General features: G+C 54.2%; 23 protein-coding genes. 20 read left to right on the top strand and 3 right to left on the bottom strand.

The features are described 5' to 3' along the window. Positions 1-432: 432 nt before the first annotated feature. The 14 genes from JNK54_02840 to groL all read left to right on the top strand — a co-directional run bounded on the left by JNK54_02840 (position 433) and on the right by groL (position 14,401). Positions 433-1,065: a TetR/AcrR family transcriptional regulator gene (locus tag JNK54_02840; GenBank protein ID MBL8023207.1), complete on the top strand. Its 633-nt coding sequence runs from the start codon at positions 433-435 to the stop codon at positions 1,063-1,065. Next, positions 1,062-2,417: a TolC family protein gene (locus tag JNK54_02835; GenBank protein ID MBL8023206.1), complete on the top strand. Its 1,356-nt coding sequence runs from the start codon at positions 1,062-1,064 to the stop codon at positions 2,415-2,417. The genes JNK54_02840 and JNK54_02835 overlap by 4 nt, the downstream gene beginning before the upstream one ends. Continuing rightward, the gene (locus JNK54_02830) at positions 2,408-3,127 is read left to right on the top strand and encodes an efflux RND transporter periplasmic adaptor subunit (GenBank protein MBL8023205.1); all 720 of its coding nucleotides are present in this window, start codon (positions 2,408-2,410) and stop codon (positions 3,125-3,127) included. The genes JNK54_02835 and JNK54_02830 overlap by 10 nt, the downstream gene beginning before the upstream one ends. Further along, positions 3,124-3,858: an ABC transporter ATP-binding protein gene (locus JNK54_02825; protein ID MBL8023204.1), complete on the top strand. Its 735-nt coding sequence runs from the start codon at positions 3,124-3,126 to the stop codon at positions 3,856-3,858. Before JNK54_02830 ends, JNK54_02825 begins: the two co-directional genes overlap by 4 nt. Continuing rightward, complete coding sequence (locus JNK54_02820; GenBank protein ID MBL8023203.1) at positions 3,855-4,769, top strand: ABC transporter ATP-binding protein; 915 nt, start codon at positions 3,855-3,857, stop codon at positions 4,767-4,769. Before JNK54_02825 ends, JNK54_02820 begins: the two co-directional genes overlap by 4 nt. Beyond that, entirely contained in the window at positions 4,769-5,905 is a 1,137-nt protein-coding gene (locus JNK54_02815) for an ABC transporter permease (protein ID MBL8023202.1), read from the top strand. The genes JNK54_02820 and JNK54_02815 overlap by 1 nt, the downstream gene beginning before the upstream one ends. Then, complete coding sequence (locus JNK54_02810; protein MBL8023201.1) at positions 5,902-7,008, top strand: ABC transporter permease; 1,107 nt, start codon at positions 5,902-5,904, stop codon at positions 7,006-7,008. Before JNK54_02815 ends, JNK54_02810 begins: the two co-directional genes overlap by 4 nt. Before the next feature lie 160 nt (positions 7,009-7,168). After that, positions 7,169-8,035, top strand: coding sequence for a DUF4912 domain-containing protein (locus JNK54_02805; GenBank protein ID MBL8023200.1), 867 nt, complete (start codon positions 7,169-7,171; stop codon positions 8,033-8,035). Positions 8,036-8,073: 38 nt separating this feature from the next. Beyond that, the gene (locus JNK54_02800) at positions 8,074-9,678 is read left to right on the top strand and encodes a DUF1957 domain-containing protein (GenBank protein ID MBL8023199.1); all 1,605 of its coding nucleotides are present in this window, start codon (positions 8,074-8,076) and stop codon (positions 9,676-9,678) included. A gap of 218 nt (positions 9,679-9,896) precedes the next feature. Further along, positions 9,897-10,241: a large-conductance mechanosensitive channel protein MscL gene (gene mscL, locus JNK54_02795; GenBank protein MBL8023198.1), complete on the top strand. Its 345-nt coding sequence runs from the start codon at positions 9,897-9,899 to the stop codon at positions 10,239-10,241. A 7-nt stretch (positions 10,242-10,248) separates the two neighbouring features. Then, a complete protein-coding gene (locus JNK54_02790) occupies positions 10,249-11,412 on the top strand; it encodes an OmpA family protein (protein MBL8023197.1) in 1,164 nt (387 codons plus the stop codon). A 56-nt stretch (positions 11,413-11,468) separates the two neighbouring features. After that, complete coding sequence (locus JNK54_02785; GenBank protein MBL8023196.1) at positions 11,469-12,191, top strand: DUF481 domain-containing protein; 723 nt, start codon at positions 11,469-11,471, stop codon at positions 12,189-12,191. A gap of 211 nt (positions 12,192-12,402) precedes the next feature. Further along, entirely contained in the window at positions 12,403-12,720 is a 318-nt protein-coding gene (groES, locus tag JNK54_02780) for a co-chaperone GroES (GenBank protein ID MBL8023195.1), read from the top strand. A gap of 22 nt (positions 12,721-12,742) precedes the next feature. Beyond that, positions 12,743-14,401 carry a chaperonin GroEL gene (gene groL / locus JNK54_02775; protein MBL8023194.1) on the top strand — a complete coding sequence of 553 codons (1,659 nt, stop codon included), beginning with the start codon at positions 12,743-12,745 and terminating at the stop codon, positions 14,399-14,401. Positions 14,402-14,470: 69 nt separating this feature from the next. Here groL and metF read toward each other — a convergent pair whose 3' ends face one another. Together metF and JNK54_02765 are read right to left on the bottom strand one after the other, a co-directional pair. Beyond that, entirely contained in the window at positions 14,471-15,340 is an 870-nt protein-coding gene (gene metF, locus JNK54_02770; protein ID MBL8023193.1) for a methylenetetrahydrofolate reductase [NAD(P)H], read from the bottom strand. A 95-nt stretch (positions 15,341-15,435) separates the two neighbouring features. Further along, positions 15,436-15,996, bottom strand: coding sequence for a methyl-accepting chemotaxis protein (locus tag JNK54_02765; GenBank protein ID MBL8023192.1), 561 nt, complete (start codon positions 15,994-15,996; stop codon positions 15,436-15,438). A 96-nt stretch (positions 15,997-16,092) separates the two neighbouring features. Here JNK54_02765 and JNK54_02760 point away from each other — a divergent pair, with 96 nt between their 5' ends. From JNK54_02760 to JNK54_02735, 6 genes are all read left to right on the top strand, one after another. Next, positions 16,093-16,848, top strand: coding sequence for an SDR family oxidoreductase (locus JNK54_02760; GenBank protein MBL8023191.1), 756 nt, complete (start codon positions 16,093-16,095; stop codon positions 16,846-16,848). After that, positions 16,848-17,429 (top strand): hypothetical protein, encoded by a 582-nt coding sequence (locus JNK54_02755; GenBank protein ID MBL8023190.1) that lies wholly within the window; start codon positions 16,848-16,850, stop codon positions 17,427-17,429. Before JNK54_02760 ends, JNK54_02755 begins: the two co-directional genes overlap by 1 nt. Positions 17,430-17,502: 73 nt before the next feature. Beyond that, a complete protein-coding gene (locus JNK54_02750) occupies positions 17,503-18,087 on the top strand; it encodes a YceI family protein (protein ID MBL8023189.1) in 585 nt (194 codons plus the stop codon). A gap of 136 nt (positions 18,088-18,223) precedes the next feature. Then, complete coding sequence (locus JNK54_02745) at positions 18,224-19,486, top strand: TolC family protein (protein ID MBL8023188.1); 1,263 nt, start codon at positions 18,224-18,226, stop codon at positions 19,484-19,486. 2 nt (positions 19,487-19,488) lie between these two features. Continuing rightward, positions 19,489-20,484 (top strand): efflux RND transporter periplasmic adaptor subunit, encoded by a 996-nt coding sequence (locus JNK54_02740; GenBank protein MBL8023187.1) that lies wholly within the window; start codon positions 19,489-19,491, stop codon positions 20,482-20,484. Between the two features lie 8 nt (positions 20,485-20,492). Further along, positions 20,493-22,454: an ABC transporter permease gene (locus tag JNK54_02735; protein ID MBL8023186.1), complete on the top strand. Its 1,962-nt coding sequence runs from the start codon at positions 20,493-20,495 to the stop codon at positions 22,452-22,454. Between the two features lie 20 nt (positions 22,455-22,474). Here JNK54_02735 and JNK54_02730 read toward each other — a convergent pair whose 3' ends face one another. Continuing rightward, entirely contained in the window at positions 22,475-22,876 is a 402-nt protein-coding gene (locus JNK54_02730; protein ID MBL8023185.1) for a 6-carboxytetrahydropterin synthase, read from the bottom strand. Between the last annotated feature and the right edge of the window lie 47 nt (positions 22,877-22,923).

Here is a 22,923-nt window from a genome sequence, read left to right as displayed (position 1 = left end):
TCTTTTGCTTTACGTGTTTCGTCCATTTTTTAAAAACAATTCCACAAAAAACGCATTCCTGTGAACTGCAACTATTGTCTTTTCCGCACGCCGGACATGACGCCATCGCCAACTCCTGCCACTCTAATCAAAAATATTGGAATTAAAAAACAAGGACCGCTTTATCAGAACCGATCCGAGTCATCTGAGGATCGGACTCCTCGTAAGTTTAATGGAAATACCAAGAGAGTGAAACGGAATTTATCATCCAAATAAAAGGACCCATCTCAGGTTTGAATTTCCCAGGGTTGATCTCATCGTAAGGGGCCCTTGGTTCAGGAGGCCTAAATCGAATCCGGGCCCGCCTTTCTTCAGAAAGAAAATGTGTTGGCAAAAAAACCTTGATTTATTACTGGGCGAATGTATAATTAATCATATGGCTAATATAAAAAGATGACACGTCCTTCCAAGGACATTGATCAAAAACTTATTGTCGCGGCTCGTGCCTTGGTCGCGGACAAGGGGTTTGGCGCCCTCACCGTTCGTGCGGCGGCAGCTCGGGCACGGGTGAACCCAGGGATGTTTCACTACCATTTCCGAACGAAACGGGTCTTTAAGAGACGCATACTGGAATCCATTTACGAAGATTTCTTTGAGCGGTTTACCCAATCGGCAAAGGGGGTCAGCCCTCTGGATAAATTGCGGGAATCTCTCCGGTATGTGGGCCGATTTTCCCGGGATCATCGCCGAGAAGGATTTACCCTAATCCAAGACGCCCTCAGCGGGGATCAGGACACGGTGGAGTTCATGGGGACCCATTTCCTTCGTCATATGAAAATTCTCATGGGGCTTGCCGCCGACGCCCAAAAGGCGGGACAATTGGATCCCGCTCCCCTTCCCTTTGTGATGACATTTATTATGGCGGGGGTGGGCCTTCCCCATATCCTCCTGGAATCCTTTAAATCCGTGAAAGTGCGCCACCCCTACGGGTTCCCGTTTTCAGAAGTCGAAGAGGCCCTCCTCACAGATGAAGCCATTGATCAACGTGTTCAAGCCGTGTTGCGCGGGTTAGGGGCTTCCGCATGAAGTGGCCCCTGCTCATTTTTCCTCTCTTTTGTGGATTCGCCTGGGGTCAAACCCTAGATTTTGATCTCGCGACAGTCGAACAAAAATCGCTGGCTCACTCTCCTCTCCTTAAAGCCCATCGCGAAACAGCCAATGCCTCAAAATTCAGATCGGCCGCCCAAAGGTCCCGTCTCTGGCCTTCATTAGGGATCGAAGCCAGTTACCGCCATCAATCCGAAGTGCCTTCGTTCAAAGCCAGCCCCGTTTCCCCGTTGATTGAAATGGGGGACAACGAAAATTATTCCTTGGGACCGGCCGTCTCGTGGCTGGCGTGGGATTCGAAGGCAGTGAAATGGACTGTAGCGGCTATGGACCATCAAGCGATTGCTCAAACGCAGGAAGTCCTCGCCACAGAAGTGCAACTTCGGTTGGCGGTTCGCGTGGCTTTCTTCCAAATTCAAGGCCAAGTGGAAGGATTACGGTTCGTGGGAGAGGGGCTCCGTTTGGCTCAAGCTCAACGATCCGATATAACCATCCGACACCAGGCGGGTTCGGCCAGCCGACAGGACCTTTTGCTCGCGGAAGCGGAAGTGATGGCTCGCCGTCAGGATTTCCGAAAGGCCCAGACAACGCTCTCAGGGGGAGTCCGGAACCTTATGGCTCTCATGGGGGAGGACCAAGAAATTGATTTAAGCCGACCTTTATCAGCTGACCTGTCCCTGAACAGACCTGCAGGTGTCCCGGACCCAACGGTGGTCCTTACCGTCCCAGCGCCATCGGCCCTGCGTGACCAATTTGAAACCGCCATGGACCGGTCGTTTAATGAGAAACACCCGGGAATTCGTTCTCTTGTCTATCAAACCCAAGCCGCCCAGTCCTCGGCTCAAGCGGTGAAAGCGGGCAATGGACCCATTGTTCAACTTACAGCAAAATCCAGTTTTGACTACCCCAATGGTCCTGTTCACGAAAGAATACATCAGAACGCGATCGGCGCCATGGCGCACTGGCCCCTCTTTGAAGGGGGACGTGTTCTTAGGGAGACCCGTGAACGTGAAGCGATGGCCCGATCTCTCGAAGAACGTCGTCGTCAAACCGAGGAAAATCTACAGCGCGACTGGCGGATGCTGAGGGAGGAGATTTCCGGGCTCAAAGAGGAGTTCGTTCTTGCCAATCAATCCTTGCTTTATTACCAACAATTGGCCCAACTGGCTTACGCTTCCTTTCAGGCAGGCCAAAAACCGTTTTTGGATGTTCAGGCCGCCAACCTGGCCCTGCTGAACGCCCAAGTCAAATCCGCGAAAACAGAGGTTGAAATTTTATCGCGCTTAGCGGTTCTCTCCAGTTTAACTTCCGAGGTGGCCCCGTGCAAATAAAAAGAATTATTATTCCAATCCTTTTGATTGTCGTTGCATTGATTGTGTGGAGATTAAACCTTCCCAAGGAATTCAGATACGCCGGGACCCTTGAAGCCACCGAAGTGGATATCAGCCCTCGTCTTCCGGCTCCCCTGCTCACTCTCCCTTCCCCGGAAGGGAGCCCCGTGGTCACCGGTCAAATCTTGGCACGACTGGACGGGGAGGACCTTCGCTTGGCGGCGGACCAGGCCGCACGGGATTATGCCCGGGCCATCCGTCTAAATAAAAACGGTTCTTTGCCTGTCGAAGCTCTTGAACGTTATCGTTTCCGGAAAGAGGAAACAGCTCTCCGGCTTTCCTGGTGCACCATCGTCTCCCCTCTGGATGGGGTGGTTTTGCGGCGTTACCACGAACCCGGGGAATGGGTCACCCCTGGGCAAAAGATACTCACTCTGGCCAACCTCCGGGAACTCTACGCGTATGTTTACGTCCCAGCCCCTGTCATGGAAAAACTGGCAATAAACCAGACGGTTTCAGCCCTTCTCCCCTTTGCAAAAACGAAATCGAAAACAGGAAAAATCGTCTCCATTCGAAATGAAGCCGAATTTACTCCTAAAAATGTCCAAACCCAAACCGAACGGGAACGCCTGGTCTTTGGGATCAAAGTGGTTTTCGAAAACACAGACGGCGCGTTGAAGCCTGGAATGTCCGTAGAAATAACCTTTTGAAGTCCGATCTTTCCATCGACGTCCTCAATCTTCACAAACGCCTCGGGACAACATGTGCGTTAACGGGGGCCACACTCCGCTTTGAAGCGGGAGGGCTCTATGGATTGATTGGGCCCGACGGGGCAGGGAAAACGACGCTTTTTCGAACACTGGTTGGCCTTCTCCATCCGGACCAGGGGTCCGTGACTTATCGCGACAAAAACAACGTCATCCCCTTTGCCGTGGCCCGCGCCGGAGTGGCGTATATGCCACAACAACAAAGCCTTTACCCGGACCTTTCTATCGATGAACACCTCCATTTCTTCCGGGACCTCCATCAAATTTCTCAGGGGGATTTTGAGTCCCGTCGCGCCCGTTTGCTCCACTTGACCCGCTTGGAAAAATTCACGGACAGGCCCGCTGGCAAGTTGTCGGGGGGGATGTATAAAAAATTGGGGCTAATGTGCGCGCTCCTGCCCACCCCATCCGTCCTCCTTTTGGACGAGCCCACCAACGGTGTCGATCCCATCAGCCGTCGTGAGTTTTGGGAATTGATCCACGAACTCCGGTCGGAAGGCGTGCTGACGATCATCGCCACCGCCTACATGGACGAAGCCGAACGATGCGCTGAAGTCTATCTGATGGAAAAAGGTCAAGTACTGCTGTCGGGACCTCCACGAAGAATTTTGGAAAGTCAAAACGCCGCAAATTTTTCGGAACTCTTCATTCGTCGCGCCGGAGCGGGCGAATGAACGCGGTGGAGGTCCAAAATCTTTCGGTTCGGTTTGGGGAATTCACAGCGGTGGACACGATTTCTTTCCATGTGAAACCGGGGGAAATCTTTGGTTTCTTGGGCGCCAACGGTGCGGGAAAAACCACCACGATTCGGGTTCTCACCGGCCTGTTACCCCCTTCAGAAGGCATGGTTCGTGTGGCCGGACTCACTTTTGAAGATGGGGAACAGGCCATCAAATCTCGCGTGGGGTATATGTCCCAACGGTTCACCTTATACAACGATCTCAGTGTTCAAGAGAACCTTTCCTTTGCCGCTGGACTCCGCAAAATTCCGCCGGCTCCTTCAAATGAACGGATAAAACGGTTGCTCAATTTTATCCAGTTCGGGTCCCCGTTGAAAACCCTGGTTCAGAATTTGCCGGGGGGACTAAAACAGGAAGTCTCTCTTGTGGCGGCGCTCTTGCATGACCCGGAAATCGTTTTCTTGGATGAGCCCACCGCCGGGGTATCGCCTTCGGCGCGGGCGCGGTTTTGGGGACTGATTCGTTCCCTGGCGAAAGAGGGGAAAACCATTTTTGTCACCACCCACTATATGGATGAAGCCGAAGAATGCGGGCGAATCGCGCTCATGCGCGCAGGGCGAGTGATCGCTCTGGGCAGTCCCTCCGAATTAAAAAAACAAGCCTTTCCGGAACGGTTAATGGAAATCCAATGGAAAGACAACCCGCCCCCCGATTGGCATCGATCCCTTCTTTCGGGCCCCGCGGTTTCTGTTGTGCCCTACGGGTTGTATTACCACGTGTTGATTCAGGATCCTGTCGGCTGGGCTCAATTTCTTTCTACCCATGCCGATCACATGGTGGCCCGAGACATTCCCCCTTCCCTCGAAGATGTCTTTATTCGACTTGTCGAAGGCGTGGAGCGATGATGCCGTCCCTCCCTTCTCCCAAACGATTTGTTCTGGGCCGTGCCCTTTCCATCGCCCGAAAAGAAATTTACCATCTCGTTCGCGACCCCTTTACGTTGGGAATGGCGCTTGGTGTCCCGGTGCTCCTCGTGCTCATTTTTGGGACCGTTTTGGATTACGATGTGAAACGCATTCCCCTGGTGGTCATGGACCGTGACCAAACCCGGGTTTCCCGTGAACTGGTGGACCTCTTCGCGAGTGCTGACTATTTCACCCCTCTGGCCCTTCGTCCGGGGGAAACAGCCCTCGAAACGTTGGAGGAAGGACGGGGCAAGGTGGTCCTCCAGATCGAACCGGGTTTTGCGCGCGGGTTGGCAAAAAACCACTCTGCCGAAACCCAAATCCTGGTGGATGGATCTGATAATCAAACCACCGGGGTCATCGCCAGTTACCTGGCGGGTCTCCAAAGGGCAGCCTCCGCGCGGTTGCGCCCTTCCCCCCGGGGACCTCCCTGGGCGCTTCAAACACGTTTTCTCTTTAATCCCGAACTGAACAGTCGTTGGTTCGTGGTCACGGGTCTTTTTGTCGTGGTGATCGGAATCGTTTCGGTTCTCCTCACCGCGTTGACGGTGGCGCGGGAATGGGAAACGGGGTCCATGGAACTATTGCTTTCCACCCCCATCCAGCCCCTGGAGATCATCGTGGGAAAATTGGCCCCTTACATGGCCCTCTGCATGATGGCCAATGTCTTGATTTATGGGGCCGCGCGATTGGGGTTCGGGGTGCCCTTTCATGGCAGTCACGGGACATTTTTCCTGGCGTGTGTTCTCTTCTTAACGTGCACGCTGGCCCAGGGGTTGTTGATCTCGGTGTTAACCCGACAGCAACAGTTGGCCATGCAGTTTTCCAATCTCACGGGTCTTCTCCCCGCGACGCTCTTGTCGGGATTCGTTTTCCCGGTGGAAAGCATGCCCGTTTTTTTTAGATATTTCACCGCGCTCCTTCCCGCGCGCTGGTTTGTGGAAGCCTGTCGAGGAATATTTCTGAAAGGGTCGGGCCTCGTTGAGCTGGCCATCCCGCTGGGGGCCATGGCAGCGATGGGGACCGCCCTGGTGTTTTTAGCCGCTAAAAAATTCAAGAAAGATTTAGAACCATGAACCCGACCCTTATCGCTTTTATCAAGAAAGAGTTCATTCAAACTTTACGGGATAAACGTATGCGCCTGATTCTTTTTGTCATTCCCGTGGTCCAAATGACCATTTTCGGGCTCGCCCTTTCCAACGAAATAAAGGATGTCCGATTGGCTGTCTACGCGGAACCAAGCGACCGGCTGGCGCAAAAAGTGGGGGAACGGGCATCCGGGTCCGGTTGGTTTCATCTGGTTCCAAGCGATGAACCCGATCCGTTTATGTTGGTGCGGTCCGGTCGGGCCGACGCCGTTCTTGTCGCTCCGGCCGGGGGGTGGAGCCGCGCGGTGGTTCATGGAAAAGGGGACGCTCAACTGTTGGTGGATGCCACGAACGCCATAAAAGGCCGCGTGGTGGAAACCTACATGAACGCGATTGTTCACCAAACATTTATAGAAGAAAACCTGCCCGGGGTCCCCCCGGAAACGGTGGGAGTCGTTTTTCGAACGAGGGTTCTTTATAACCCCACACTTCAAACTTCGGCCTATCTGGTCCCGGGTGTCATGGGAATTATTCTTTGCCTGGTGACTGTGCTTCTGGCTAGCATGTCCATGGCCCGTGAGCGCGAATTGGGAACATTTGAAACCCTGATCGCCGCGCCTGTGGCGCGATGGGAAATTTTTCTGGGGAAAACGCTCCCCTATATGATCCTCGGCATGGCCGATGTCCCTCTTCTGGTCGGGTTAGGTGTGTGGGGTTTCCACGTTCCGCTCCGGGGACCGCTCTGGGCCATAGGTTTGGCGTCGCTGGTGTTTGTCGGGACCACGGTGGCCGTGGGAACCTTGATCTCCACGTATGCTAAAAATCAACAGCAAGCCATGATGGGGGGATTTCTCTTCCTCTTTCCAGCGATCCTTTTATCGGGTGTGATGGCGCCCATCGAAAACGTTCCGGTTTTTTTCGAACCCCTGTCGTGGATGAACCCCCTCCGTTTTTTCGTCTCCCTCATGCGCCACGTGATGTTGAAAGGGTCTCCGGGGACGTTCTATTGGACGAACCTTGGCGCTCTCGCTGCCTTGGGAGCGTTGGCCACCTCAGCCAGCGTCCACCGGTTTCGTCGTACGTTGGGGTAATTCCTGACAAAACCGGTCTGCCATTAAAAATTTAATTGATTGAAAACACATTATAATTTGCTAAATTATTATCATTGAAAAAATGAGTCGTAAGTTGAGATATTTAACAAACTCATTTTAACTTCGGTGGCCTCAGAAAAAGGATAACGCTTACCCATCCATGACGTCACACATCAACGCCTCATCGTCAGGTTCTGCGCTCCGCCCCTCGGCACCGGTGACCGCCGGTCTCCTCCCGAAAGAATACGGTGTCACGCGTTTGGCCATTCTGCCACGAGATCCCCGTTGGATTCACGCCTATTGGGAAGTGGCGCCCTACACTTGGGAAGAAGCCCGCAAACAATTTGGCAATCTTTTAAACCAGGGCCGGTCTGTTCTCCGAGTTCACTCGGCCCATGAAGGGAAAGAAGATTTCGTTGATGTGGACGTGCGGATCGACGAGCGCAATTGGTACCTTTCCCTTTCGCAGACCGAGGGGGAATGTTACGCTCAATTGGGAATGATCTTGCCGGACGGTCGGTTTGTGCTTCTGGCGCACTCCAACAGGATTCGTCTTTCCTCCGGGCAAGTGTCGGACCTTCTGGACGAAAGATGGGGAATCCTCAAAGGAGAATGGGATCGTCTGTTTGAATTGTCAGGGGGCGGTCGTTTAGGGGCCGGATCGCTGGATTTGGCTAAAATGATGGCCCAGCGATGGGAACTTCTTCGAAGTGTTTCTTCCGTGTCGTTTCTGCCCTCCTCTCCGGGCGGGGCCAGCTGGGGTCGGAGGCCGGTCCAGCACAAAGAAAAAGGATTTTGGTTGGTGGCCGACACGGAAGTCACGGTGTATGGGGCCACGGAGCCCGACGCCACACTCCTTTTTCAGGGCCAACCCGTGCCCCTCAATCCGGACGGTACATTTTCGTTTCATTTCACTCTTCCAGACGGCGAACAAGTGTATCCAATTCACGCCACAAATCGTGACGGGGACCTGTCCCGCTTTATTGAATTTAAGGTTTCCCGTCAGTCCAGCAAGAGCGCCGACTAGGTGCTCCTTCGCACCACCCGCTCCAGGAGACTCCCCCAATGACGGATCCTCAAGGCTACCTGAACCTCGTTCTTCACGCCCATCTGCCTTACGTCCGCCACCCGGAATATCCCGACTTTCTTGAGGAAGATTGGTTCTATGAAGCGGTAACGGAAACGTATGTTCCTATTTTGGACATCCTCGAACGGTTAGCGCAAGAAAAGATCCATTTCCGCATCACCATGTCCCTCACCCCACCCCTTTGCAATATGCTTTCCGATGATCTCCTCCTGTCGCGCTACCGGGTCAAGCTGGGGAAACTTCTCGAGTTGGCGGAGAAAGAGGTCTTTCGAACCCGAAGCCTTCCCAGCGCTTTTCAAGAAACCGCCGCCATGTATTTGTCCAAGTTTCGACGGGTGCAAGAAATTTTTGATGGGTGCGGAGGACGTCTCCTCAAACGCTTTAAAGCTCTCCAAGATCACGGGCTGCTCGAGATCATCACCTGTGGGGCGACACACGGTTATCTGCCCCTCATGATTCATGAAGAATCCCGCCGCGCCCAGATCCGTATCGCGGTTCAAGACTACCAGCGCCATTTCGGTCGGCCGCCCCGCGGTATTTGGCTGCCCGAATGCGCTTACGCTCCGGGAGTCGACCATCTCTTGAAAGAGAACGGCATTCGGTTTTCTTTCCTCGACTCCCACGGGATTCTCTTTTCCAAACCCCGTCCCCGTTACGGTGTGTTCGCCCCTATTTACTCTCCCGGTGGGGTGGCGTTCTTTGGGCGCGACATGGAAACGGCGCACCAGGTTTGGTCCGCGGAACAGGGGTATCCCGGGGATTTCAATTACCGAGAATTCTATCGGGACATCGGGTATGATTTAGACTACCCCTACATTCAGCCTTACTTGCACGAAGATGGCGTCCGGCGGAACACCGGAATCAAGTACCACCGTGTCACTGGACGGGTGGCCCTCTCGGACAAGGAACCTTACGTGCCTTCCCGCGCGCGAAGCACAGCCGCCAGCCACGCGGGGAACTTTCTTTTCAATCGGGAACGCCAAGTGGACTATTTGAGCCATGTCATGAACCGTCCTCCGTTGGTCACTTCGGTCTATGACGCGGAACTTTTCGGGCATTGGTGGTTTGAGGGACCCGACTTCTTGGATTCCCTGCTCCGCAAAATCCATTTTGACCAGAACGCCGTGAAAACAATCCACCCCATTGAATATCTCGAAAAGTTCCCCGAACAGCAAATCACGGAACCCGAACCCTCCAGTTGGGGCGACAAGGGTTACAATGAAGTGTGGTTAAACGTTTCCAACGATTGGGTGTATCCCCATCTTCATATCGCGGCGGAACGCATGATCTATTTAGCCAATATCCATCCGAACGCCGAAGGGCTCCTTCTCCGCTATCTCAATCAGGCGGCGCGGGAATTGCTCCTCGCCCAGTCCTCGGACTGGGCCTTCCTGATGACGGTCGGAACCGCCCGCCAGTATTCGGAGAAACGGACCCGGGACCACGTGGGACGATTTTTAGATCTTTTCCACCGGGTTCAAGAAAACCGTATGGACGAAGGGGTGGTGGCCCATCTCGAATCCATCGACAATCTCTTCCCTGGAATCGATTACCGCGCCTATCAAAGCCTCGGAAATTCGTAATCCCCAAGCCGTAAGACCACAGGTCATCCTGCCTTCAACCGACCTGACCCCAGAGCAACGTTCTTCCCATGTGTTTGGATATTGGCTAAAATGAGACACCGAACCTCATTCCCAGAATATTGAACTGAACTGGTCTGGCATTTTCCTGTTTCTCCTTACGTGAAAGAAGAGTGAATGAGGTCCAAGAAATTACGTTTAGGGTTGTTCAAGGGGGCGGGATGGGAATGATCCAAGAATTTAAACAGTTCGCCATGAAAGGGAATGTGGTGGATATGGCCGTGGGCGTTATTATTGGGGGGGCCTTTGGGAAAATCGTGACCTCCCTGGTGAACGATATGGTCATGCCCGTGATCGGTGCACTCACCGGAGGCGTCGATTTTAAGGAGAAAGTCTGGACCCTCACCTCTGCGGCGGGAGGGATCCCCCCTGTCACGGTTAAGTACGGAGCCTTTACAAATACCGTTATTGATTTTGTGATCATTGCCTTTGCTATTTTCATGGCCATAAAAGTTGTGAACAAGATGGCCCGAACCCCTGTCGCCACTAACGCACCTGTCAAATAGGAGCCCTATGAAATTTATTTCACGCCCATTCGTTCTCGTTTTAGGATTGACCTTTCTCCCCCTTATTTCTCTCCACGCAAAAGATGTTACCGACCGTTGGGGATGGGGAGGTTCCTTGGGCATGAGTGATTTTCTAAGTTCCTCTTCGGTCCGCCGGCAAACGAAACCTGGACCGGCCGCGTCCGCGTGGGTTCGGTACGGTGTGTTGTCGAAAAGCGAATTCCTGTTCGCTTTTGAAAATGTGCAGGCCAATGGGAAAAATGAACTGAACATGTCCCGGCTGCGGCCATTGACCGCCAATTGGCTTCAATCTTTTGGGGACGGACCCTGGACGCCCTACGTTTCTGTGGGTGGGGGGCCCGTTTGGGTTCGCCGTGCGGGAAATTGGGAACAAGATCGGTTGATGACATCCCTCCGAGCGGGGAGCGGTCTCGAGCGACAACTGGGGGAGTCCCTGGGTTTGGGTCTTGGGCTGACCTACCACCACGTTTTTTCTGACGGTCGATACGCCCGCAGTTCTTCGGCCCTCACGCTTCAGTTCTCCGCCAACTACTTTTTTTGGTGCGGGAACACCCGCCTCCCGGTTTTTAAAGAGAAACCCGCCCCAAAGATTCCAACGTCTCTTCCCCCAACGCCCGACGCGGATGGGGACGGTGTCCCCGACAAGAGAGACGCTTGCCCTGGGACAGAACAGGGCGTTGCGGTGGACGTCATGGGATGCCCCAGAGATACGGATGGGGATGGCGTTTTGGACGGTCAAGACGAGTGTCCCGGGACCCCTCAGGGCACTCTGGTCAATGACGTGGGGTGTCCGGCTCAAAAAGTTTCCGTGACTCTGGACGTGAAGTTTGAATCGGGAAAATTTGATTTAAGCCAGGAATTCGATGCCCAGTTGCTCAAATGCGCCAACTTCATGAAACGATTTCCTTCCACGACCGTTGTCATTGAAGGTCATAGTGACAGCGTGGGGTCCGCCACCAAAAACAAGGTCCTCTCCCAAAAGCGGGCGGAGGCGGTCCGTTCGGCCTTGATCAGTCGATTGGGTGTTGCGGCCGAGCGCGTCTCAGCGATGGGATTCGGGTCGGAATCTCCTGTTGGGGACAACAACACAGCAGAAGGGCGGGCGGCCAACCGTCGCGTTGTTGCCACGATCTCGGCCCTAAAAAAATAAACTGAAACAACGGGTATTCTCATTGGATGAGGATGTCCCTTTGGAGGTGTTTTCCCATGCAAAAACGATGGATTCTCCCCGTGGTCTTGTGCGTAACCTTGTCGGCGATAGGCCACGCCGAGACAAAGGCGAAGAATTGGAAAAATGAAACTCAATTTTCCTTCCTGTCCGCAAGCGGGAACAGCCAATCCCTCACCCTGGGCGCCGGAGAAAAATTTAACTGGCAAAAGAATAAATACGTCGTGGACGTTTGGGCCAACGCGTTGAACGTGCAAAGCGACAAAGAGCGGACCTCCGAACTTTACAACGCCGGCGAAAAACTTTCTCGAAAATTCTCCAAACGGAATTATGTCTTTCAACGGGGGCTCTGGGAATCCGATCGTTTTGCAGGGTATCGTCACCGCTCGGACCTTTCGCTCGGTTTGGGGCAAGAGATCGTGAAAACGAAAGCCAACGAGCTGTTCACCGAATTTGGCGCGGGCTACATCAATGAACAACGCGTCAGTGCGCCCCGGAACGATTTTGGCTCGGGTCGGGCGTATGCCAAATACATCCGACATTTCTCCGATTCATCTAAGGTTTCCCAAGACGGGGAATATCTCCATAACCTCGATCAACCCAATGGATATCGAATCAATACGGAAACCGCTCTGACCGCCGGACTGTCCAGCACTTTAGCCCTTAAGGTTTCCTACGCGTGGAAACACGCCCACGGACCTCCCGAGGGTTTTAAGCGGGATGACAGCACAACCTTGGTATCACTCCTGATCAATTATTAACCTTAGCCCCTTTCCAGCTCAGGGGCTTGACGCGACAATTTGAATTCGCTATTATTATCACACTCGATGGTCGAGTGCTTGCTTTGAAATAGTACAACGGCACTAGATCGACGGTAAATAGGCCAAAATCCCTTGGGGATTTTTGGCTTTTTAATGGAAGTTTAATTAGCAGTCTTAGATATCGATTGCTAACAAAAGTAAGGAGGCCTCTATGGCAGACGCGGTACTCACCAAGATTAAAATCCGACCCCTCGGCGATCGGGTGGTTGTGAAAGCCTTAGAAAAAGATAAGCAAGAACGTGGCGGGTTAATCATTCCCGACACCGCTAAGGAAAAACCCCAGGAAGGCGAGATTGTCGCCGCGGGAAAAGGGAAAACAACCGACGACGGAAAATTGCTCATGATGGACGTGAAAGTGGGCGATAAAGTCCTTTACGGCAAGTATTCCGGAACGGAAATTAAGTTGGATGGCGACGAATACCTGATCATGCATCAGGAAGATATTCTCGGCATTCTGGACGCAAAATAAGTTCCAAGGAGGAACTCTTTCTATGGCCAAACAAATCAAATACTCAGACGAAGCCCGCAAGTCCCTTAAAGCGGGTGTGGACAAGTTGTCAGAAGCGGTAAAAAGCACGCTCGGCCCCAAGGGTCGCTATGTGGTGCTGGACAAAAAATTCGGTTCACCCACCGTTACCAACGATGGTGTCACAATCGCGAAAGACATTGAGTTGGAGGATCCCTTTGAAAACATGGGAGCCCAGCTGGTCCGCGAAGTGAGCTCCAAGACGAACGACGTGGCCGGAGATGGGACGACCACCGCTGTGGTCCTTGCCCAAGGAATTATTACCGAAGGCTTCCGCAACATCACCGCGGGCGCCAACGCCACCCATATTAAACGGGGAATCGATAGGGCGGTTGAAATTGTCGTGGCGGACCTCAAAAAGAACGCCAGAAAGATCAACATCGATCCCAAAGCGAAAGACGAAATCACGCAAATCGCCACGATTTCGGCTTCGGACAAAGAAATCGGTCAGAAAATCGCGGACGCGATCCTGAAAGTGGGCAAAGACGGTGTGATCACAGTGGAAGAGGGCAAGACCTCCGTGACCACGGTTCGAACGGTGGAAGGAATGCAGTTTGATCGGGGTTACATTTCCCCTTACTTCGTCACCGACGCCGACCGAATGGAAGGTGTGTTGGAAGACCCCCTCATCATCATCACGGATAAAAAAGTGGCCGCGATGAACGATCTCCTCCCTCTCTTGGAGAAAATCGTCCAACAGGGAAAACCTTTCCTCCTGATTGCGGAAGACGTGGAAGGTGAGGCTCTGGCCACTCTCGTGGTCAACAAACTGCAAGGACGCCTTCGGGCCGCCGCGGTGAAGGCCCCAGGCTTCGGAGATCGACGGAAAGAGATGTTGGAAGACATTGCCACCTTGACGGGTGGGCAGGTCATCACCGAAGAAAAAGGCTACAAGATCGAAAAAGCTGATGTGGCGATGTTGGGACGCGCCACCCGTGTGGTCGTGGACAAAGAGAACACCACGATTGTCGGGGGTCTCGGCGACGAAAAAGCCATTAAAGCCCGAATCGCTCAAATTAAAAAACAGATCGATGAAACCACCTCTGACTACGACAAAGAGAAGCTCCAGGAACGCCTGGCGAAGCTCTCGGGCGGCGTGGCGGTGATTGAAGTCGGTGCGGCCACCGAAACTGAAATGAAAGCCAAAAAATACAAAGTCGAAGACGCCATGCACGCGACCCGCGCGGGTGTGGAAGAAGGCATCGTCTCCGGCGGCGGCGTGGCGCTCTTGCGCGCGCAGAAATCCTTGGATGGCGTGAAGGGTGTGGATTCGGATGAGCAGACGGGCATCAACATCGTTCGCCGTGTCCTCGAAGATCCCCTTCGGACCATCGCTGAAAACGCTGGGGTGGACGGATCGATCGTTGTGGACAAAGTCCGCACGAACGCGGATCCGAACTTCGGTTATGACGCGGAGAAGAACGAATACGGGGACATGCAAAAGTTCGGTGTGGTGGATCCCGTAAAAGTGACCCGTTGCGCCTTGCAAAACGCGGCGTCTGTGGCGGGGCTCCTGTTAACGACCGACGTGCTCGTGACAGACCTCCCGGAGAAGAAATCCTCCGGTCCAGCCATGCCCGGTGGAATGGGCGGGATGGGCGGCATGGGCGGCGGCGACTTCTAAACGAAAGTCTCTCCAGAACGGCACTTGCGGGCGAGGTTCTTCGGAACCTCGCCCGCGGTTTTTAGGGGATTATTGAGGTGGGGAAAGGCGCCGCAGGATTTCAGCGGTGGAATGGGATCGGTTCAGCGTATAAAAATGAATCCCCGCCACCCCTTCCGCCAAGAGGACACGACACTGCTCCGTGGCGTGGTCGATCCCCAATTGGATGACGGCCTCGGGGTTGTTCTGGGCCTGGTCAAGAGCGAGGGCCAAAGGCACGGGGATGTGCGCTCCGCAGAGAGTGGTAAACCGTTTGACTTGACTGACGTTGGTCACAGGCATAATCCCGGCCACGACCGGCTTTTGGATCCCCCGTGCCACCACCCGATCCCGGAATCGCAAAAAATCGTCTGTGTTAAAAAATAACTGGGTCACAACAAAATCAGCGCCACAATCGACTTTTTCTTTAAGATGATCGAGATCTTTTTCCCGATTGGGGCATTCGGGGTGCCCTTCTGGGTATCCCGCGACTCCCAAGCAAAGGTCCGTTTGTTGACGTATGTGCGCCACCAATTCCGAGGCGTGAAGAAACCCTTCGGGGTGAGCCACGAAAGTGGCCGATCCTTTTGGGGGATCTCCCCGTAAGGCCAAAATATTTTCTATTCCACGAGAACGAATATCCACCACAATGTCATTGATTTCTTTGCGACCAACACCCACGCACGTGAGATGCGCCATGGATTCAATCCCAATATCTTTCTTAATCGTGGTGACCAAGTCCAATGTTTTTCCGCGTGTTCCCCCACCAGCGCCCCAAGTGACGGAGATATAGGCGGGGTTCAAGGATTTTAAGGTCTTCGCTGTGGCCAACAGATGAACCACATCGTCGTCGTTTTTGGGAGGGAAAAACTCAAAGGAAAAAAGAGTTTTTCCTCCCGAAAGGAAAGTGGATATTTTCATGGGTGTCCAGTTTACTATTTCCCATCAACGAGTGAAAACAGGGGGAACGAAACGACCAACGTGAAAGAAGCGTTTGTGAGGGAGCCGATGGATCTTTAAAGTTTAAAGTCGCTGGATGGAAGGCGAAGCAGCGCGAGGGCTCGATTGATTTCAGCCACCTGAGCCGACGTGAGATCCGGCGAAGCCACCAGGTGGTCCAGTAAATGACGCACTTCCTTAACCCGACCTCTCTCGTCGGAAACCCGAGAATGAAGGGCGTTCATCATCTGGTTAAAAGCGTCTCGAATATCTTTGAGTTCATCTTTCGGTCGAAGCTGAAGACGCGTGGTGAGATCCCCTTCCGCTACCCGGGCCAAGGATTTCTCCAAATTGATCAAGGGTCCCGCCACGCGGTGAGAGAGATAGATCGTAACGAAGACGAGGACAAAAATAAAAACCAGCAATTGGATCAGGGGCAATTTTTGAGCTTTGATGAAAATCTCCAACATTTCCGCACTCCAGCCCGCGTTCCGTCCAAAGCTTAAATAGTAGTCCACCAGAACAAAGATAAACGATAAAACCGCGGCCGACACCATTCCCAGGACCAATCGTCCCTGGAGCGACCGATTCACAAAATAGCGGCGGCGAGGGAGAAACAAGAGTTTTGATCCGATCAATTTTTCCTCCTTCGATTCTTCCCAAAGTATGGGGGAAAAACCAATAAATTTCAAGGTGTGTTTGTCTTGTCGCGCGGGATGTGGTTAAATTCCACCATGGAACTCCGTGGGAAAGTAGCGCTTATTACAGGGGGAACGCGTGTGGGCCAAGGGGTAGCCGATGCCCTCGCCCGCGCCGGGTGTTCGATCGCTGTGTCTTACCGCACCTCACGGACCACGGCATTGGGAACGGTCCATCGGGCAAAATCCCTGGGGGTCCGCGGCCTCGCTCTCCGCGCCAATCTCGAACGCCTCTCAGATCTTAACCTTCTGGTTCCCCGTGTTGTTCGGAAACTCGGACGACTCGACATCCTGGTCCATATGGCCTCTCACTACGAGAGAACACCTTTAAAGGAACTCCTCAAAAAAAAATCACTCCGCGCCACGGCTTTCGAGAAAAACATGGCGATCGACCTCCGGAGCGCTTATGAACTTTCTCTCTTGGCCGTCCCCGTGATGCGAAAAATGGGGGGGGGACGAATTGTTCATTTCGTGGATTGGGTGGCGGCCAGTGGCCGTCCCCGTTACAAAGATTACATCCCTTACTACACGGCAAAGGCCGCACTCAAAGGACTAACAGAAGTGTTGGCCCTGGAGCTGGCCCCTGATATTTTTGTGAATGCCATTGCCCCGGGACCCCTCCTGGCGCCTGCCGGTCTTTCGGCTGCAGCGAACCGGGAAGTTTTAGTGAATACCCCCCTGGGCCGCTGGGGAGGAACGAAAGAGATCGCTCAAGCGGTCCTATATTTGGTTCAATCTGATTTCGTGACCGGTGAAACTCTTCGTGTGGACGGCGGTCGCCACTTAAACTAATGAACCAACAAAACATTTATCGTCTTCCTCCGCAAACCAAGAAAGTGCCTCCCTCTTGGATTAAATCAGGATATACCCTCGGGGCGGTCCTGATCGTTCTGGGATTCATTGTCGTAGGCATCGCGGGGGGGTCGGTTGTCTCCGCATTGAACCGGGGAACCCATCCGGTGGATTTCCCCGGAACGGTGAATCTCAAACTTAAATCGGGGCTCTATGTGGGACTTCCTGCTCCCGGATCTTCCTTCGAACCCAACAGTCTTTATGTGACCGTCACAGAGGTGGCCACCGGCGAATCCGTCCCTGTTCAAAGCGGGTCCGACATCACGGTCCAGGTTTTAGGCCCCCAGGGCGGGCGTCCTCTCTTTCAATTTGAACCTTACGAGGAAGGGACCTACGCCGTATCCGGAACAGCCTCTACTCCCACAGGATCCCTCCGGGTGATGCTCTTGCATGAATCTCTTGGCCGAACCCGGTCCGACCTCGTCGTTGGTGTTTTGACGGGGGCTCTACTGGGAACAACCGGTATTCTGGTCCTGTGGCTGGTGTGGCGAAAACGAAAAAAACTTTTGTCGACGGAATAACAACGGGGAACTTTTTGGTGTTGAAATCGTTACAGCTAGAGCGAATAAAAACGAATTCATTTCTGGAGGTCCCATGCGTTCCAAAAACATACTTCTTTCTTTGATGGCCCTGGCGTTGGCAGGCACCCTTGCGGCCTCAGACACGTACACCGTCGATCCCTCTCACACCACGGTGGGGTTCTCGGTACGTCATTTGGGTATTTCGAATGTCAAAGGTGTTTTTCCCAAAGTGTCTGGGACCCTCAAACTCGATTCAAAAAATATAGGGAAATCCTCTGTTGAAATCGTGATCGCTGCCGCCAGTGTCAACACCAACGACACGAAACGGGACGACCATTTGCGAAATGAAGATTTCTTTGATGTGGCCCGATTTCCAACGGTAACGTTTAAGAGTCAAAACGTCACGAAGACGGAGACCGGTTTCGCGGTTACGGGAAATTTGACCATGAAAGGGGTCTCGAAACCAGTCACGATCCCGTTCACCATGTCGGAGCCCAAAGATCATCCCATGGCCCCTCTCACCGTGGTTGGGGTGGAAGGGACGCTTTTGGTTAATCGGCGTGACTTCAACATTTCCTATGGTCCCTCCGCTTTAATATCCGACACGGTGGCCATTGACCTCCAAGTGGAGTTCACCCGTCCCCGACCTCAAAAATAAAGGGGTCCTCTCTTTTCTTCATCGGGCCAGCGGGGAAGACCTTCCCTGTTGGCCCGACACTTTTTGAGGTGGACCGTCGTCCAACCTGCGGGCTATCGTGGTGCCCCGCTGTGGGACCTAAATGAAAGGAGCCGGAGTGAACAAGCGCAAATTGGGTTGGGTGGGTTTATTCTGTTTTTGGGGTGCCCTATCGTTCGGGGCAGAACCCCCAACAGACGTCCCCCTTTCCTGGGAAGAGTGTGTTGCCCTTGCCCTCCGCCACAACCCCGATTTGGCCTCTTCCCGAGCCGGAAAAGAAGCGAAGGTCTCTTCTTACCGGGAGAGTTTTAACGGGTTTCTTCCGGGGTTCGCCTTGTCCAACAGTTACGCGGATTCCCAACGTGAGGGGGCTGGTCTTTGGGAAGCGCAGCTTTCCGCAAATCTTTCTCTGTGGGACGCTTCTCGCGTCGCCGAAATCCGATCCGCCTCGGCCCTGGTGAGCCAGGCGGAAGCGCGTCAGAAACAAGCTTCGGCCCAACTGCGTTACGATCTCCGAACGGCGTTCCTCCGCCGCGTTTTTGATGGAAAAGATATTGACGTTTCACACACCATCCAAGAAATTCGAAAAAAGAGCGCGGAACTCGTCACCCTTCGCTATGAATCGGGCCGGGAATCCAATGGGAATAAACTCCGCGCCGAAGCCCAGTCACTGGAAGCGGCGGCCGACTTGGCCCAGGCTCACCGTCGGGCTCGCGCCGACCAGCGAACGCTCTACCGATACCTCGGCCTCCCCTCGGTCAACGAGCGCCCGGTCGTGGGATCGCTGGACACACGGGCGCCCCCCGATTTCCCCACTGTCGAGCAACGGGTGGATGGTCGGCCCGACGTCCTTCTCCAGAAAATCAGCATCACCCTCCAGGAGTCCGAGGTGGCTCGTTCCCGGAGTGCCCTGTGGCCGACGCTCTCCACTCACTACACCCGGTTTCGCACGGGTGCCCATGAATTTCCAAGGGAGGACACCGGCTGGACATGGAGCGGGGTGCTGAATTATCCGTTATTCAGCGGTGGCCCTACCGCGGTCCTTCACGGGATCACCGCGTCAAAGAAAAATCTGGAAAAGGCGCAATGGGATTACCATTCTGTCCGCAACCAGGCTATGGTCCAAATGGAAACCGCTTGGTCCGCTTACGCGGGAGCGACGGAACAGGCTCGGGTGCAAGAGGCCTTACGGGCCGCGGCACGCCAGAGAAACGACGAGGCCGATGTTCGTTACACCAGCGGGCTCTTGGCCTATGACAATTGGGAAATCATCGTATCCGATCGGGTGAATCAAGAACGGAAAGCCATTCAGGCTCAGCTCACCGCGGCCGTGGCTCAAGCCACCTGGGAAAGCGCGATCGGAATCCCTCTCGAGGAGTAACCATGTCAAAAAAAAAGTTGATCACCACGATTCTCTTCACAGGAATATTGGCAGGGGCGTGGTATTGGAAATCAACAAAAGCCGATGGGACAAGGGCCCAAACCCAGTCCACCACCCTTGTGACAGAAGGGCCTATCGAGGAATCGGTGGACGCCACTGGGGCCATCGTTCCGTTGAACCGGATCGAAATCAAGCCCCCCATGGCGGGGCGGATCGAAAACCTTCTCGTCGATGAAGGGAGTGTTTTATCGAAAGGGAAGATCATGGCCTGGATGAGTTCCAGCGATCGGGCCGCTATCCTGGACGCGGCCCGGGCCCAGGGGACCGACGTCTTCAAACGATGGGAGGACGACTACAAGGCCACGCCCATTGTGGCCCCTCTCTCGGGTACTGTAATTTTACGCAACGTGGTGGTTGGGCAAACAGTCGATTCGAGTAGCGTTCTCTTCGCCATGTCCGATACGCTGATTGTCCTGGCGCAGGTGGATGAATCCGATATTGGTCGGGTCACCATCGGCATGCCGGCCCGCATCACGCTCGATGCGTATCCGGACGTCCCCGTTGAGGGGAGAGTTTCCGACATTTTGTATGAAGGGAAAAACGTATCCAATGTGATCACCTACGGCGTCAAAGTCCTCCCTGCGGAGATCCCTTCCTTTTTTCGATCCCAAATGACAGCGAACGTTCGATTTGTCGTGCGTCGGAACCCCAGCGCAATTCTTGTGGCGGCCAGTGCCGTCCAGATTCCAGCGGTTGGTCCTCCTCAGGTTTTGGTGCAGGGCCCCGAGGGGAAACCGATCCCCCGGGACATCAAAACAGGAATCGAGAGCGGAGACAAAATTGAAGTTCTTTCGGGGTTGATCCCCGGGGACCAAGTCTTTTTGACGCGGGGTCGGTACGTGCCCCAACGGGGCCCCCAGAGCAGTCCCCTTGCCTTTGGAAGCCAGAGGAAACCCAAAGACAATGGGGCAACGTCAAGCTCTCCCTCGAAACGCTAAGCGTGGCGATCCTCGAACTCAAAAACATAACCCGTTCCTACCGCCTGGCGCGGGCCAAGGAAGACCTTGTTATTTTAAAGGGCATTAACCTCACGATTGAAGAGGGCGAGTTCGTCGCCATTATGGGCCCCTCCGGATCGGGGAAAACCACATTGATGCAAATCATGGGCCTTTTGGATCGCCCCACCTCCGGTTCGTTCCGTTTGGCCGGTTGGGACGTGGCGAACCTTTCGGACGATGAGGGCGCCGCCCTCCGATCCCAAACCATCGGATTCGTTTTCCAGATGTTTAATCTCTTGGCCCGCACCAGTGCCCAAGACAACGTCTTGCTCCCCATGATTTATTCGACAGTCCCCCATCGGCTCGAACGCGCCCGGGAACTCCTCACGGAGGTGGGGCTTGCCGACCGAATGGGGCACAAACCGAACGAGCTCTCGGGAGGCCAACAACAACGGGTGGCGATCGCACGAGCCCTCGCCAATCGCCCCAAAATTCTCTTTGCGGACGAACCCACGGGGAACCTGGCTTCGGAGCAGGCGGAAGAAATACTTCAAAAACTGGACCGTTTGCACCGTTCGGGCCTCACCGTTATTTTGGTCACCCATGAAGCGGAAATCGCTTCTCACGCCCGGCGTGTCATTAAAATTAAAGACGGGCAAATTGTTTCGGACGAACAAAACATTTCTCAATTGCCCCGATCCGCTTCTCTTCCTTCCTTATCCCAAGAGGCGTCCCCAACGACACGCCGCCTGAGCCTGGCTCAAATTAAGGAGTATGCCGCCACCGCGCTTCGCGCCCTAGGGACCAACAAGGCGCGAAGCGCGCTCTCGGTTTTGGGCATTCTCATTGGGGTGGCCGCGGTGATCGCCATGTTGGCTGTCGGAACGGGGGCGCAGAAAGCCATTGAAGCGCGCCTGGCCAGCCTGGGGTCCAACCTCCTCATGATCCGGCCGGAAAGGCCTTCCATGGGCGGGGTGCGGGGGGCCGCCGGAAGTGTCAGCCGGCTAACGGAAGGGGACGTTAAGCTTCTCGCGGGGATCCCCCATGTGCTCCGCGTGGAAGGAAACGTAAACGGGAACGCCCAATTGGTCTATGGGGATAAGAATACCAACGTTGAAGTGACCGGAGCGACCCCCCTGTACGCTTCCATGCGGAACGCCGCGCCCTTTTACGGCCGATTCTTCACCGATACAGAAAACAAGGAACAAGCACGAGTGGCCTTGCTGGGACAGACCACCGTGAACACACTCTTTGGAACGGAAAATCCCGTGGACAAGTTCATCAAGATGAACCGCATTCAGTTCAAGGTGATTGGGATCCTTCCCATGAAAGGATCTTCCCCGTTCCGAGACCAAGACGATGTGGCTCTGATCCCCCTGTCCACCGCCATGCGACGGGTGGTGGGGACCCTCTATTACAGCCACATTGCCCTGGAATGCGATTCTCCGGAATCGATTCCTCAGGTGATGGAAGTCGCCCGTCTCCTCCTGCGCCGAGCGCACCGGCTCCCCGATTTTAAAGAGGACGATTTTAACATTCGGAATATGGCGGACATTCAGGCGGCTCTTTCGGGGACCACCCAGACCTTCACCCTTCTTTTGGGAATTGTTGCGGCCATATCGCTTTTGGTGGGGGGGATCGGGATCATGAACATCATGCTGGTGTCTGTGACTGAACGAACACGGGAGATCGGATTGAGGAAAGCGGTCGGGGCGCCGCGACGGGCGATCCTCTTTCAATTCCTCATCGAATCGGCCACTCTTTCAACATTGGGGGGTGTGATGGGGATCGCCGTGGGAACCGGGGTCTCCCTCTTTTTATCGAACGTCGCAGGATGGGCCGCCCCAGTTTCACTGCCCGCGGTTCTCCTGGCTTTTGTTTTCTCAGTGAGTGTCGGAATCGTCTTCGGGTTTTGGCCCGCGAGAAAAGCTTCCCTCCTTTCCCCCATCGAAGCGCTGCGTTACGAGTAACCGGCCTGCCCCGTGAAATTCTAGGGCTGATACGTGGCGAAACTGTTTTCGGTCTCCCAGAGGGACACGCGCGTGATGGGAAGGCCATTCGATCGGCCGGCCCGAAAGATTTCACGGGCAATATTTTCCGCGGTGGGGTTATCGGAAAGGAGATAATACGGTTCGCCCAATTCCTTGAAAATTTTTACCAAACGATCGTCCTTTCGTAAAATCATCCGGTGATCCAGGTTGTCATCGATCCAGGCCTGCAGATGGGTTTTGATTTCACCAAAATCCATCACCATGCCACGCCGATCCAGTTTCTTGGCGGTCATTTCAACTTCCACCCGGCCGTTATGCCCATGGGGATGACGGCATTTGCCGGTGTACTCCATCAACCGGTGTCCGTAACAAAAATGGATTTGGCGCACAACGCGAAACATAGAAAGTATGCTAAAATAATCGCGTGGAACGGTCAACTCATATCGTC

Source organism: Elusimicrobiota bacterium, assembly GCA_016788905.1.
Lineage (GTDB): Bacteria > Elusimicrobiota > Elusimicrobia > FEN-1173 > FEN-1173 > JADKHR01.
Note: the sequence above shows the minus strand (reverse complement) of the source record. Positions and strands in the feature narration are given on the sequence as shown.